The sequence below is a fragment of the Streptomyces sp. NPDC003034 genome (assembly GCF_053591375.1).
The window spans coordinates 174,475-188,090 of record NZ_JBSFTS010000006.1; the positions used below are offsets into that span (position 1 = coordinate 174,475).

Here is a 13,616-nt window from a genome sequence, read left to right on the forward strand (position 1 = left end):
CTCCGGCCCGGCGTGCCGTACCTCGTACGGCCCTGCGTTTCGGTGCTCGGGCGCCCGAAGCGGCGGCGCCTGATGCTGTCTCAGATCCCTCATCGCTTCACCGTATCGGAAAATCGACGTATTGGAAATGAAAACGCTTTCAGATAGCGTCCCTCTGGGTCCGGTCGGACGCCTCCTGACAGCCGCCCGCACCCGACGCGTACCCAAGAGCTGTGACGGCGGTCTGAGAGGAAGTCCCGTGGGACATCTGCTGGTTATCGAAAGCTGGGTGGGGTCGATGAGCAGGCTCCTGCCGAGGGCGATCCGCGAGAGCGGACACGAGTTCAGCTTCCTCACCCGCGACCTGCACCACTACCTGCGTTCAGCCCCCGCCGGCGGACCGCACCCGCTGCTCGCGGCGCGCAACATCATCACCGCGGACACCAACGACGTGGAGTCGCTGCTGCCGCAGGTCGAGCGGCTGCACGCCGTGCTCAGCTTCGACGGGGTGGTGTCCTCCTGCGACTACTACCTCCCCGCGGTGGCGCGCACCGCCGAGCGGCTGGGGCTGCCCGGCCCCGCCGCAGAAGCCGTCGAGAGCGCCTGCCGCAAGGACCTGACCCGCCGGACGCTGGCCGAGGCGGGGGTGGGCGGGCCGCGTTTCGCCGTCTGCACGGACACGGCGCAGGCGCTGTCCGCCGCCCGTGAGATCGGCTACCCGCTGGTCGTCAAGCCGGTGGACCTGTGCGCCGGGATGCTGGTCCGCCAGGTCCACGACGAGCACGAACTGGATCTGGCCTGCCGGGCCCTGACCGAGTTCCCCGTCAATGCCCGGGGCCAGGAGCGGGCCCCGGTCTTCCTCCTCGAAGAACTGCTCACCGGCCCGGAGGTCAGCGTCGAGACCGTCTCCTTCGGCGGCGCCACGCACGTCGTCGGAGTCACCGACAAGAGCATCGGCGGCGCGCCGGCCTTCATCGAGACCGGCCACATGTTCCCGGCGGACATCGGCCCGGCCGAGGCCCGGGAGGCCGCCGACAGCGCCGTACGGGCCGTCAAGGCCCTCGGCCTGGACCAGGTCGTCTGTCACACAGAGATCAAGCTGACCCCCACCGGGCCCCGCCTGATCGAGGTCAACCCCCGCCCGGCGGGAAACCGCATCACCGAACTGGTCCGCCACGTCACCGGCATCGACCTCGCGGCCGCCTGCGTGGACGTCGCACTCGGCCGCACACCGGACCTTGACCACCGCTCCACCGGGGTGCGCAGCGCGGCCATCGCCTTCCTGCTGCCCGACTCCGCCGGGACCGTGACCGGCATCGACGGCGCCGAGGAGGTACGGGCCACGCCCGGGGTCGTGGAACTCACCCTCGCCGAACCGGGCCGTACCGTCCGGCCCGCGACCAGCAACAACGAGTACCTGGGCCACGTCATGACCACCGACACCGAAGGCGGTGGCGCGCGACGGGCGGCCGAGCGGCTGATCGCCGGCCTGAGCCCCCGCTACGAGCTGCCCGCAGCGGTGAGCGCATGAGCGCCCCCACCCTCCACGAGCCGTCCGTACGCAGCGTCGAGGACCTCATGGAGCGGGTGCGCACCGGTTTCTACGGTCCCGACCCCGCCCGGGAACGGGTGGCGCTCGCCTTCACCACCGCGCAGGCCGTACGGCACGAAGGCCGCTCCGGCGGCTACCGCAACGAGGTACTGAGCCTGCGGCTGGCCGCCGCCGTCGGATCCTGCGCGGTGGAACCGGGCACCCTGCCCGCCGCCTCGCTGGACGAGTGCGTGGGCGCCACCGTCGCCAGCCTGCTCGACCACCCGCTGCTGCCCGTGCGGATCGCCGCGCTCGACGCCTACCTGATGCACGTCCGCCCGCACACCCCCGAGCACGGGGCCCGCCCGTACGCGATCGCGGCCGGCAGCTCGCTGCACCGCTCCCGCGCCCGAGCCCGCGCCGTGGCGGACCTCCTGCCGGCGACCGGCCTGCGCCGGGTCCTGGTCGTCGGGGTCGTCAACTCGCTGCTGGAGCAGCTGCGCGAGCGCCGGACACCGTACGCCCCCTGCGACCTCAAGGGCGGCGCCACCGAATGGGGGGAGCCCGTCCTGACGGACGCCGCCTCGGAGCTGGAGCACTGCGACGCGATCCTCGCCTCCGGCATGACGCTCGGCAACGGCACCTTCCAGCCCCTGCTCGACCATGCCGCCGCCACCGGCAAGCCGCTGGTCATGTTCGCCCAGACGGGCAGCGCCGTCCTGCCGCGCTTCCTCGGGGCGGGCGTCAGCGCCGTGTCCGCCGAGCCGTACCCCTTCTTCTGGCTCGACGGCGGCCCGGGCGTCGTCCACCGCTACGGAGGAGGCCGATGACCGTCGCACCGATCCTGCCCCGCCCCGCGGCCACGGCCGCCAATCCGGATCTGCTGCCCCTGGTCGGCCGTACCCCGCTCGCCAGGATCCGCACCGCATTACCGCACCGGCACCCCGGCTTCTGGGCGAAGCTGGAATGCCTCGGCGCCGGCGGTATGAAGGCCCGCGCCGCAGTCTCCATGCTGAGCGGCGCCCGCGCGCGCGGCGAACTGCTGCCCGGCTGCCCGGTGGTCGAGTCGACCTCCGGCACGCTGGGGGTGGGGCTGGCCTTCGCCGGCCAGGCCCTCGGCCATCCCGTCGTCCTCGTCGGCGACACCGAGCTCGAACCGTCCATGCGGCAGCTGCTGCGCGCGTACGGGGCCGAGCTGGAGCTCGTCGACCGGCCCGCGGCGGAAGGCGGCTGGCAGGCGGCCCGGATCGCCCGGCTGCGCGAGGTCCTGCGCCGCATGCCGCACGCCTACTGGCCCGACCAGTACAACAACCCGGACAACGCCGCCGGCTACCTCGCCCTCGCCACCGAACTGACCGACCAGCTCGACCACCTGGACGTCCTCGTGTGCAGCGTGGGCACCGGCGGCCACAGCGGGGGACTGGCCGGCCCGCTGCGCCGGCGCTGGCCCCGGCTGAAAGTGATCGGAGTCGACTCCGTCGGCTCCGCCATCTTCGGACAGCCCGCCCGCCCCCGGCTGATGCGGGGTCTGGGCAGCAGCATCCATCCGGACAACGTCGTCCACGAGGCCTTCGACGAAGTGCACTGGGTGGGACCGGCGGAGGCGGTCGACGCCTGCCGCAGACTCGCCCGCTCCAATTTCGTCAGCGGCGGCTGGAGCACCGGAGCCGTGGCCCTGGTCTCCGCCTGGGCGGCGCGGGTCGAGCCCGGCGCGGTCGTGGCCACCATCTTCCCGGACGGTCCCCACCGCTACCTCGGCACCGTCTACGACGACGACTTCTGCCACGCCCACGGCCTGGACACGGCCGTGCTCGCCGTCCGCCCCCTGGAGATCCCGCACCCCCGCGCGGTCGAGGCGGCCGGCTGGGTCCGCTGCCGGACCGTGATCGACCCGGTGGCCACCGACCGTTCGCCGCTGCCCGAGCCGCCCCACGCGCCGCTGTCCGTCAACGGCCGCCCGCCGCTGCCCGCACCGACCCGCGGAGGCGCGGAATGAAGCTCACCTGGCACACCACCGACCTCGAACTGGCCGAACCGCTGCGCATCTCCCGCTCGGTGATGGCCCGCCGCGACGCCGTCTGGGTCGCGATCGAGCACGGCGGACTGCGCGGCTGGGGCGAAGCCGTCAGCAGCGACTACCTCGGGCTGCCCACCACGGCCATCGTCAAGCACTTGGAGGCGTCCCGCACCCGGACCGAGCGCTTCCCCGACCCCGAGACCGCCTGGGCCGAGACGGGCGCCGGGAACACGGCATGGGAGGGCCTGCCCGCCGGAGTCCTCGCCGCACTCGAAGCCGCCCTGCTGGACCTGGTCGGCAAGCGGGCCGGCGAACCCGCCCACCGGCTGCTGGGCACGCACGCGGCACCGGCCGCCGCGACGGCTCGTACGATCGGCATCATCGCGCCCGTACCGGCCGCGGCGCAGGCCGCCCGCCTCGCGGTGAGCGGCTTCACCGTCCTCAAGGTCAAGGCCGGATCCCCCGATCCGGCGGAGGACCTCGCCCGCGTCGAAGCCGTACGCACGGGAGCGCCCGAGGCGAGCCTGCTGCTGGACCCGAACGGCGCCTGGACCGAACGCCAGGCCCTCGACCTGCTGCCGCGCTTCGCCGCCCTCGGCGTCACCGCCGTGGAGCAGCCCATCGCGCCCGGGCGCCCCGACGCACTGGCCCGGGTCGCGAAGCAATCACCGCTGCCCGTCATCGCCGACGAGGACGCCGTCTCGTACGAGGACGCCGTGGCGCTCGCCGGCCGGGTCCACGGAGTCAACGTCAAACTCGCCAAATGCGGCGGGGTGCGGGCCGCGCTGCGCATCCACGCAGCCCTGCGCGGCAGCGGCACCGAGCTCATGCTCGGCTGCCTCACCGCCAGCTCCCTGGGCATCGCCCCCGCCGTGCACCTCGCCGACCGGGCCCGCTGGGTCGACCTCGACGGGCACCTGCTGCTCGCCGACGACCCGTGGACGGGCATCGGCGGAGCCGACGGAACCGTACGCGCCGCGAACCGGGCCGGCCTCGGCGTCAGACTCGCCCACGCGGAGGGCGCACGGTGAAGACCCTCGCCGCCGTACGGAGCTTCCCGCTCGCCGTACGGCTCCTGCTCGTCAACCAGCTCGGCGTGAACACCGGCTTCTACCTGCTCATCCCGTACCTCGCCACCCACCTGTCCGAAGACCTCGGCCTCTCCGCGGCCGTCGTCGGCGTGGTCCTCGGGGTGCGCAACCTCAGCCAGCAGGGGCTGTTCCTCCTGGGCGGTTCGGCCGCCGACCGGCTCGGCGCCCGCGGCGTGATCATCGCGGGCTGCGGCCTGCGGACGGTCGGCTTCGCGCTGTTCGCCCTCGGCGACACCCTGCCGCTGCTGCTCACCGCATCCATACTCAGCGGGCTGGCGGGCGCCCTCTTCAACCCCGCCGTACGGACGTACGTCGCCCAGGAGGCCGGAGAGCGCAAGGCCGAGGCCTTCGCGCTGTTCAACGTCTTCGCCACCACCGGGGCCCTGCTCGGACCCCTGCTCGGAAGCCTGCTGCTCCTCGTGGACTTCCGGGCCGCCGCCGTCACCTCGGCGGCCGTCTTCGCCGTCCTCACCCTCGCGCAGCTCCTGGTGCTGCCCGCCCGCACGGTACCGGCCCCCGAGACCCGCGTACTGGCTGACTGGCGTGAGGCCGTACGCAGCAAGGGATTCGTGGCCTTCTCCCTCGCCATGATCGGCATGTACGGCCTGGAGAACCAGCTGTACCTGCTGCTGCCCCACGCCGCCGTGCGGGCCTCCGCCTGGGACGGCTCCATCGGCCTGCTCTTCCTCGGCGGAACCGTCGCCAACCTCCTCTTCCAGCTCCGCATCACCCGCCGGCTTAAAGCCTCGGGCAGCCGCGCCCGCTGGATCGCCACCGGCCTGGCCGTCATGGGCCTGGGCTTCGTCCCGCCGATGCTCGTCTCCGGAGTCTGCGCTCCGCACCCGGCGCACCTGCTCCTGGTCCTGGCCGGCACCCTGCTGCTCCACCTCGGCGTGATGATCGCCCAGCCGTTCGTGATGGAGCTGATACCCGCCTTCGGCCGGGCCGGCCTGACCGGCACCTACTACGGCCTCTTCTACGCCGTGTCCGGCGTCGCGGCCGCCGCGGGCAGCGCGGCGGTCGGCTGGGCCATGGACACCGCCGGGCACACCGGCCTGGCCTGGCTGCCCTTCGCCTGCTGCGTCGCCCTCGGCCTGGCCTCCGCGGCGGCCGTCGCACGGCTGCACCGAAGACACGCCCTGCCCCCCGACCCCGGTCAGGACCCCGCCTCCCCTGCCGGTGCCCGCCCGAGAAGCGAGACCCGATGACCACCGGAAAGCTGCTCATGACGACCGGAAACCTGCTCACGGACCATCCCGGACTGTACGAACAGCGCTTCCCCGACCCGGACCACCGCGCCGCGCGCTGGGCCGAGGAGGTGCTGGCCCACCACGGCGCCGGCCCGCGCCTCCTCGACGTCGGCTGCGGCACCGGCCGTGACGCCGCCTGGCTGCACCACCGGGCGGGCCGCCGGGTCACCGGCATCGACACCTCCCCGGCCATGCTGGCGCACGCCCGCCGCCACCACCCGGGACCCGCCTACCACCGCGCGGACATGCGCGACTTCGACTTCGCAGCGGCCCGCTTCGACGCCGTCGTCTGCCTGGACAGCGCCCTGCTCTACTGCCACACCAACGAGGACATCACCGCCTTCCTGGCCCGCTGCCGCGCCCACCTCTCGCCCGGCGGCCTGCTCGTCGCCGAAATGCGCAACGGCGCCTTCTTCCTCGGCAACACCGAACTGCTCGACGGCCCGCGCTTCGCCCACGTCACCTGGCGCGGGGTCACCTACACCTCCCGCACCACGCTCTCCATCGACCACGGCGCGCAACTCCTGCGCCGGCGCCGCGACTGGACGGCCGACGACGGCTCACCCCCGGTGGAGCAGCACTCCGCCTGGCGCCTGCTCTTCCCGCAGGAGCTCCGGCACTTCCTGACCACGGCCGGCTTCGAGATGCTGGGGCTCTACGACGGGCCCGGCCCCCGGACCGAACCGCCTTGGAGCCAAGGCGACCTGCCGCATCCCACCGTGAGCTCCGACCGGCTCCACCTCATCGCCCGCCTGACGGCACCTCACAGCAACGGAGACAGCACCGCATGAACGACCGGCACCCCGATCTGGCCCGCCGAGGCTTCCTCCTCGCCGGCAGCGCCACCGCGCTCGCCCTCGCCGCCGGCTGCGGCACCACGGGAACCCCCGCCACCGACGCGAAGAACGGCGGGGGGACCACCCCCAAGTCAGGCGGCCGTCTGCGCGCCGCCTTCGCGGGCGGCGGCGCCGGCGAAACCCTCGACCCGCACGCGGCCAACCTGTTCGTCGACGCCGCCCGCGCCAAGGCCCTCTTCGACAAGCTCGCCGACTTCGGCGCCGACCTCGCCCCCGTACCCCGCCTCGCCGCCGGCTGGACGCCCAACGCGACCCTCGACACCTGGCAGATCACCCTGCGCCCGGCCGCCTTCCACGACGGCCGGCCCGTTACGGCCGAGGACGTCCTCTACAGCTACCGCAGGATCGCCGATCCGAAGGGCACCTTCCGCGCCAAGGCCTCGCTGGAGCCCATCGACCTCGCCGCCAGCCGCGCCGTGGACGCCTCCACCGTCGAGTTCAAGCTCAAGCGCCCCTACGCCGAATTCCCCAACACCCTCGCCGCCTTCGGCGCGTACATCGTGCCCAAGGACGCCACCGCCTTCGACCGGCCCGTCGGATCCGGCCCCTTCACCTTCGTCTCCTTCAAGCCCGGCAGCAGCCTCCTGGTCAAGCGCAACCCCGCGTACTGGGAAGGCGCACCCCACCTCGAAGAGCTCGAATTCGTCATCGCCACCGAGGAGTCCGCCCGCGTCAGCGCCCTGCTCGGGGGGCAGGTCGAATACGCCCACGAACTCAACCCGGCCACCGCCCGCGCCCACGAGGGCAAGGGCCGGATCGACGTCGTACGCCTGCCGGGCAGCGCCATGCAGGGCTTCGTCATGAAGACCGACCGGCCCCCCTTCAACGACAAGAGGGTCCGGCAGGCGTTCTTCCTCATCGCCGACCGCAAGGAACTCGTCGACGGCGCCCTCTCCGGAGCGGGCGAGATCGGCAACGACCTCTTCGGCAAGGGCTGCCAGTACTACGCCTCCGGCCTGCCGCAGCGCACCCAGGACCTCGACCGAGCCCGGGCCCTGCTGAAGGAGGCCGGCGCCGAAGGGCTCAAGGTCACCCTCGACACGGCGCCCGCGGCCACCGGCTTCATCGAGGCCGCCGGGATCTTCAAGGACCAGGCCGCCAAGGCCGGTGTCACCGTTGAGGTCAAGGTCGGCAACAAGGAGACGTACTGGAAGGACATCCTCTCCGCCGGAACCTTCGCCTCCTACCGCTCCGGCGCCATGCCCATCGAGTCCCACGTCTCCCAACGGCTGCTCACCGGCTCCACCACCAACGCCACCAAGTGGCAGCACAAGGACTTCGACGACCTGTACCAGCAGGCCCAGTCCACCGGGGACGAGAAGGAGCGCACCGCCCTCTACGAGCGGATGCAGCGCCGGCTGTACGACGAAGGGGGCTTCCTGATCTGGGGCTTCGCCGACTGGATCGTCGCCACCGCGCCCAAGGTGCGCGGGGTGTCCGCGAAGGCTCCCGCCAACACGCTCGACTGGGCGCGCTTCGACAAGATCTGGCTCGCGTGACGGGGGGCCTTCCCTGGATCGGCCGCCGCCTGCTCCTCGGCCTGGGGCAGACGGCGGCCGTCGTCCTGCTGATCTTCGTACTGACCGAGGCGCTGCCAGGCGACGCGGCGGTCGCCCTCGCCGGGGACCAGCCCGACCCCGAGCGCATCGCCCGCATCCGCGAGACCATGCGGCTGGACCGGCCCGCCACCGAACGGTTCCTGGAGTGGGTGGGCGGCATGCTCCGCGGCGACCTCGGCACCTCCCTGGTCACCGGGCGGCCCGTGACCGGCTATCTGACGGCGGGCCTCGGCTCCACCCTGCTCCTGGCGGCCACCACCCTCCTCGTGCTGATCCCGCTCTCGGTGGGCCTCGGCGTCCTCGCCGCGCGCCGCGAGGGCGGACCCGTGGACCGGACCGTCAGCGCCGTGACCCTGGCCCTGCACGCCGTACCGGAATTCGCCCTCGGCGTGCTGCTGGCCGCACTGTTCGCCCTGCACCTGGGCTGGCTGCCGGCGACCGCCGTCGGCGTCGACCCCGCCGTGGAGCCCGCCGTCCTGATCCTGCCCGTGCTGGTACTGACGGCTCGGCCGGTGTGCACCCTGAGCCGTCTGGTGCGGGCCGGCATGATCGAGGCGATGGCCTCCCCGTACGTCGCCCAGGCCCGCCGCTACGGCCTGTCCGGCGCCCGCGTCCGCTGGACCCACGCCCTGCCCAACGCCCTGGCGCCCGCCACCCAGCAACTGGCCCGCACCTGCGACTGGCTCCTGAGCGGAGTGATCGTCGTGGAGGCGCTGTTCGTCATCCCGGGCCTGGGCACCGTACTCATCGAGGCCGTCGCCGCCCGCGACGTACCGGTCGTGCAGGGCATGGCGGTCGTCTTCGGCGTGGTCACCGTCCTGGCCAACCTCGGCGCCGACCTCGTCGCCCGCCGCTTCGCACCGCGCTTCGAGGTGGCGGCATGAGGCATCCCGCACCCCGCTACTTCCTCGGCGTCGCCGTCGTCGCCGTACCGCTCCTGCTCGCCCTCCTCGGACCCCTGATCGCCGGGCCGCCCGGACCGCGGTCCGTCTCCTTCGCCACCGGCCAAGACCACTGGCTCGGGACCGACTTCACCGGCCGCGACGTCTGGCGGCAGGTACTGCTCGGCGGCAGACCGGTCGTGCTCGTGGCACTCGGCGCGAGCGTCCTCACCTACCTCGTCGCCCTGCCGGTCGGGCTCGCCGCCGCCCTCACGCACCGCACCTGGCTGGAGGAAGGCCTGATGCGGCCACTGGACGTGCTGATCGCCGTGCCCTCGCTGCTCCTGGTGCTGCTCGTCGCGGCGACCTTCACTCCCGGCCCGGTGGGACTGACGGTCCTGGTCGGCCTGGCCGCCGTGCCCGACGCGGCGCGCGTCGTCCACGCGGCGGCGGTGGAGGTCTCCTCCCGGCCGGCCGTCGAGGCACTGCGCATGCAGGGCGAATCCTGGTGGCGCACGGCCGTCGGCTACGTCGCCCGCTCCATGCGGCGCACGCTCGCCGCGGACGCCGGGATCCGGCTGACGGGGGCCCTCTACCTGGTCGCCACCGCCGCGTTCCTCGGTGTCGGGGTGCAACCGGACGCCGCCGACTGGGCGGTGATGGTCGACCGCAACCGCACGGGCCTCTTCCTGCAGCCCTGGGCCGTGGTGGTGCCCGCCCTGCTCATCGCGGCGCTCTCGATGGGCGTCAACCTGCTGTTCGACGCGGCGCTACAGGACGGAGCCGCGCGCGAGGGAGCTGTGCGAAGGCCCGGCCGAGGGAAGGGAAGGGTGCGATGAGCGCCGTCGTGGAAGTACGGGGACTGCGGGTCGAGACCGGGGGGCGGGCCATCGTCGACGGCGTGAGCCTCCAGGCCCACGCGGGCCGGATCACCGCCGTCATCGGCCCCTCCGGCAGCGGCAAGACCACCACCGGCCTGGCGCTCCTCGGTGAGTACCCGGCCGGCGCCGATGTCGAAGGTACGGTGCGCACCCCGCCGGGCGGGGTCGGATACGTGCCCCAGCACCCCGCGGCCGTACTCAACCCCGCCCGGCGCGTCGGCGCCCTGCTGCGCGACATCGCCGTACGGGCGGGCGGCGGCCGGCAGGAGGTCCGGGAGCGCGTGCACCAAGCGCTGCGCCTGGCGCAGCTCCCGGACCCGGCGGAGGTCCTGCGCCGATTCCCCCACCAGCTGTCCGGCGGCCAGCAGCAGCGCGTGGTGCTGGCGCAGGCACTGCTGTCCGGCGCCCGCGCCATCGTCGCGGACGAGCCCACGACCGGGCAGGACGCGCTCACCAAGCAGGGCATCGTGAGGGAACTGGCCGACCTCGCCCGGCAGGGCATCGCCGTCATCCTGCTGAGCCATGACACGGAGGTGGTACGGCAGTTGGCCGACGAAGTCGTCGTGATGCGCGCGGGCCGCGTCGTCGAGCGGGGCCCGGCGCGATCGGTCCTCGGCGGCGCGTCACCCGCGCCGGTGGTACCGCCGCCGCGCCCCCCACGCCCGGACGGGCCCGCCCGGCTGGAGACGCGGGCCCTGAGCGCGGCGCACCGTACGGCGCGGGGAAGCGTCGAGGTGCTCAGCGATGTCGCCCTCTCGGTGGCCGCGGGGGAGTGCCTGGCGCTGGTCGGCCGCTCCGGCAGCGGCAAGACCACCCTGGGGCGCTGCCTGGCCGGACTGCACACGCGCCACCGCGGGAGCGTCCTATTGGACGGCCTGCCCCTGCCGGGCAGCCTGCGGGCGCGCAGTCGCGCACAACTCGCGGCCGTGCAGTACGTGTTCCAGGACCCGAAGGCGGCCTTCGCCGAACACCGGCCGGTCCTGGACCAGGTCGCCCGTACGGCGGTCCGGCTGCGCGGCGCCGGCCCGGACGAGGCGCGCGAGGAAGCCGGGCGGACCATGGAGTCCCTCGGTCTCAGCGCGAGCACGGCCGGGCGCCGTCCCGGGGCCCTCTCCGGCGGCGAACTCCAGCGGGCCGCCTTGGCCCGGACGCTGCTGGCCCGGCCGGGGGTCCTCGTCTGCGACGAGATCACCTCGGGACTGGACCCCGCCACCCGGCGCGCCCTCCTCGACCTCCTCGCCGGGCTGCGGGACCGCACCGGACTGGCCCTGGTGTTCATCACCCACGACCTGGGAGCCGCGGAAGCGCTGGCCGACCGCATCGCCGTGCTGGACGCGGGACGGGTCGTGGAGGAGGGTCCCGGCGAGCGGCTGCTCACCGCACCGCAGCACCCCGTCACCCGGGGCCTGCTCCAGGCCGCGTACGGGACGGGGCGGGGGCTGTCCCATACGGCGGGGGCATGAAACGGCCTCGCCCGGCCCCCCCGATCAGTGCGCGGCGCGCGCCGACCCGTTGGGGGAGAGGTGGTAGATCGCGAAGGCACGGTTGATGACGGGCATCGCCACATTGCGCACCCGCACCCCGCCCGCCGTCATCCCGTGCTCCGTACCCATGTGCGCGTGGCCGTGGACGGCGAGATCCGCCCCCGCCTCGTCCATCGCCTCCGCCAGCAGATAGCTCCCGAGGAAGGGATAGATCTCCGGCGGCTCACCCGCCAGCGTGTCCGGTACCGGCGAGAAGTGCGTCAGGGCGATCCGCAGGTCCGAGCCCTCGTCGCGCAGCTCGCGCAACGCCCGGCCGAGCCCCTCGGCGCAATTGCGGGTGTACCGGACGAAAGCCTTCATCTCCGGCTCGCCGAACTCGCTGGCACTGCGCCCGACGAAACCCCCGCAGAACCCCTTGGTCCCCGCGATGCCGACCCTCGTACCGTCCACGTCGAGCACGACCCCGTCGCCTTCCAAAACATGCACGCCCCCCTTGCTCAGCTCCCGGACGACCTCCGTCTCCTGGTCGCTCTGGTAGTCGTGGTTTCCCAGTACGGCGACCACCGGCACCGGCAGCCCGGCCACCTCACCGGCCACCACCCGGGCCTCCTCGGGGGTCCCGTGCCGGGTCAGGTCGCCCGCGAGCAGCAGCAGGTCCGCGCAGTTCCCGAGGGTGTCGAAGGCGGGGCGCAGCAGACCCTCGCTCCCCGGCCCCAGATGGATGTCCCCGACGGCGGCGATGCGGATCACGACAACTCCTCGGGATGAGCGGGCGGGTCCGGGCAGTTCACGGTGAGGTCGTCGTGCCAGGGCACGCCCGCCAGCTCCTCCTCCGCGAGCCGCAGAACGGCGGACCGGCACTCCGCGGTGGACACGCTGCCCCACACCAGGGCGCGACCGCCGCGCGTCTCGATCCGTACGCCGAGCTCGGCGATGTCCTCCCGGGCCAGGCGGTCCCGCAGGTGCTGGATGCGGTAGTCGATGATCTCCGTGGACGTCATGACGTCCCCTCCGTCCGCTCCCGGGGCTCGATGACGTGGAGCCGTTCGAGGAGGTAAAGGAAGGCGTCCGCCAGCGGAGACTGGCGGTGGACCCGGTCGAGCCGTTCCCAGTCGATCTGTTCGCGCAGCATCCGCGCCATGGGCAGCAGATCGCCGTAGTCGCAGTAGTGCTCGCACAGGGCGGCAAGCCGGCTGTCCATGAGATCGGTGGGAGCCAGCACCGGCATCCACACCGAGTCCACCGCCTTGACGGGCGCCCGCTCCAGCAACTCGGTGGAGACGGGACGCCGGGCCAGCTCGAAGATCAGATCGATCTCCTCGCCCGCCGACCGGCCCTTGACCAGCCAGTCCTCCGGCGCCCGGCGCATCGCGATGCCGCCCTCCTCAAGGGCCGCGATCACCGCGTCCGCGTCCTCGGGCCGGACGCAGAAGTCGGTGTCGTGCTGGAACGAGGCCGGCACGCCGTGGGCGAACGCAGCCACGCTGCCGGCGAGGGCGAAGGGCTGGCCGGACTGCTTCAGCAGCGCGGCCACGCGCTTGGTCACCTCCAGGATCGCCTGGGTGTGGTCCTTCGGCAGCTGGCCGTCGGAGACCACCGGTGGGCTCAGGCTCTCCGGCACATTGACTCCGCCCCCCGAGGCGTTCACTGGTTGACTGATCACGGAGTGCCTCACTGTTATCACTCGTCCATCACTCGTCGGCCGGGGGCGTTTCCTCAGGCGCGTCCCCGGGCCGGCCGCGGACACGGGTGCGGTGACTGGTGTCGCACCACGGGAAGATCCTGCTGCGCCGGCAGGTGCACAGCGCGACGACGGGCCGGTCGGAGTACGCGATCGAGCCGTCCCGGCGGGCCCGCTCCACCGGGCCCTCGACCAGTTCGGGACCGCCCGGCTCAGGCTCCCGTACGACGCGCCCCGCGCCGGCCGTCGAGGGCCCGCCGTGCTCCGGCGGCACCGCTGCCGTTCCCCTTGAAGTCATGGGAAGCGAGTAACCGCTGGAGCGCCGCCGAAACCCCGTATGCGTGCGGTTCGCCCGAGCGGGTAGGCGCCGCGCATGCCCTTTCCCGTGATCGAAGCCACCGCCGC

At 73.4% G+C, this 13,616-nt stretch carries 14 protein-coding genes; 10 read left to right on the forward strand and 4 right to left on the reverse strand.

Features of this window, described 5'->3' with window-relative positions; translation table 11 throughout:
- The first annotated feature begins 238 nt into the window (after window positions 1–238).
- Genes ACWDX7_RS10045 through ACWDX7_RS10090 form a run of 10 tightly spaced genes read left to right on the forward strand, consistent with a single transcriptional unit; the run spans window position 239 to window position 11,509 of the window.
- Window positions 239–1,510 carry an ATP-grasp domain-containing protein gene (locus tag ACWDX7_RS10045; protein WP_451490751.1) on the forward strand — a complete coding sequence of 424 codons (1,272 nt, stop codon included), beginning with the start codon at window positions 239–241 and terminating at the stop codon, window positions 1,508–1,510.
- Entirely contained in the window at window positions 1,507–2,340 is an 834-nt protein-coding gene (locus ACWDX7_RS10050) for a Rossmann-like domain-containing protein (protein ID WP_451490750.1), read from the forward strand. The genes ACWDX7_RS10045 and ACWDX7_RS10050 overlap by 4 nt, the downstream gene beginning before the upstream one ends.
- On the forward strand, window positions 2,337–3,506 hold the full coding sequence (locus ACWDX7_RS10055; protein ID WP_451490749.1) for a PLP-dependent cysteine synthase family protein: 1,170 nt from the start codon (window positions 2,337–2,339) through the stop codon (window positions 3,504–3,506). Before ACWDX7_RS10050 ends, ACWDX7_RS10055 begins: the two co-directional genes overlap by 4 nt.
- On the forward strand, window positions 3,503–4,558 hold the full coding sequence (locus tag ACWDX7_RS10060; RefSeq protein ID WP_451490748.1) for an enolase C-terminal domain-like protein: 1,056 nt from the start codon (window positions 3,503–3,505) through the stop codon (window positions 4,556–4,558). The genes ACWDX7_RS10055 and ACWDX7_RS10060 overlap by 4 nt, the downstream gene beginning before the upstream one ends.
- The gene (locus tag ACWDX7_RS10065) at window positions 4,555–5,826 is read left to right on the forward strand and encodes an MFS transporter (protein WP_451490747.1); all 1,272 of its coding nucleotides are present in this window, start codon (window positions 4,555–4,557) and stop codon (window positions 5,824–5,826) included. The genes ACWDX7_RS10060 and ACWDX7_RS10065 overlap by 4 nt, the downstream gene beginning before the upstream one ends.
- Entirely contained in the window at window positions 5,823–6,659 is an 837-nt protein-coding gene (locus ACWDX7_RS10070) for a class I SAM-dependent methyltransferase (RefSeq protein WP_451490746.1), read from the forward strand. Before ACWDX7_RS10065 ends, ACWDX7_RS10070 begins: the two co-directional genes overlap by 4 nt.
- Window positions 6,656–8,224 (forward strand): ABC transporter substrate-binding protein, encoded by a 1,569-nt coding sequence (locus tag ACWDX7_RS10075; protein WP_451490745.1) that lies wholly within the window; start codon window positions 6,656–6,658, stop codon window positions 8,222–8,224. Before ACWDX7_RS10070 ends, ACWDX7_RS10075 begins: the two co-directional genes overlap by 4 nt.
- Complete coding sequence (locus tag ACWDX7_RS10080) at window positions 8,212–9,168, forward strand: ABC transporter permease (protein WP_451490905.1); 957 nt, start codon at window positions 8,212–8,214, stop codon at window positions 9,166–9,168. The genes ACWDX7_RS10075 and ACWDX7_RS10080 overlap by 13 nt, the downstream gene beginning before the upstream one ends.
- Window positions 9,165–10,004, forward strand: coding sequence for an ABC transporter permease (locus ACWDX7_RS10085; protein WP_451490744.1), 840 nt, complete (start codon window positions 9,165–9,167; stop codon window positions 10,002–10,004). Before ACWDX7_RS10080 ends, ACWDX7_RS10085 begins: the two co-directional genes overlap by 4 nt.
- Window positions 10,001–11,509 carry an ABC transporter ATP-binding protein gene (locus ACWDX7_RS10090; RefSeq protein ID WP_451490743.1) on the forward strand — a complete coding sequence of 503 codons (1,509 nt, stop codon included), beginning with the start codon at window positions 10,001–10,003 and terminating at the stop codon, window positions 11,507–11,509. The genes ACWDX7_RS10085 and ACWDX7_RS10090 overlap by 4 nt, the downstream gene beginning before the upstream one ends.
- A gap of 24 nt (window positions 11,510–11,533) precedes the next feature.
- Here the strand turns inward: ACWDX7_RS10090 and ACWDX7_RS10095 are convergent, their stop codons facing one another.
- The 4 genes from ACWDX7_RS10095 to ACWDX7_RS10110 are packed head-to-tail and all read right to left on the reverse strand — an operon-like array spanning window position 11,534 to window position 13,509.
- Window positions 11,534–12,280, reverse strand: coding sequence for a metallophosphoesterase family protein (locus ACWDX7_RS10095; RefSeq protein ID WP_451490742.1), 747 nt, complete (start codon window positions 12,278–12,280; stop codon window positions 11,534–11,536).
- Window positions 12,277–12,531: a BON domain-containing protein gene (locus ACWDX7_RS10100; protein ID WP_451490741.1), complete on the reverse strand. Its 255-nt coding sequence runs from the start codon at window positions 12,529–12,531 to the stop codon at window positions 12,277–12,279. Before ACWDX7_RS10100 ends, ACWDX7_RS10095 begins: the two co-directional genes overlap by 4 nt.
- Entirely contained in the window at window positions 12,528–13,193 is a 666-nt protein-coding gene (locus tag ACWDX7_RS10105; RefSeq protein WP_451490740.1) for a nucleotidyltransferase family protein, read from the reverse strand. The genes ACWDX7_RS10100 and ACWDX7_RS10105 overlap by 4 nt, the downstream gene beginning before the upstream one ends.
- Window positions 13,194–13,221: 28 nt before the next feature.
- On the reverse strand, window positions 13,222–13,509 hold the full coding sequence (locus ACWDX7_RS10110) for a CDGSH iron-sulfur domain-containing protein (RefSeq protein ID WP_451490739.1): 288 nt from the start codon (window positions 13,507–13,509) through the stop codon (window positions 13,222–13,224).
- Window positions 13,510–13,616 lie beyond the last annotated feature (107 nt).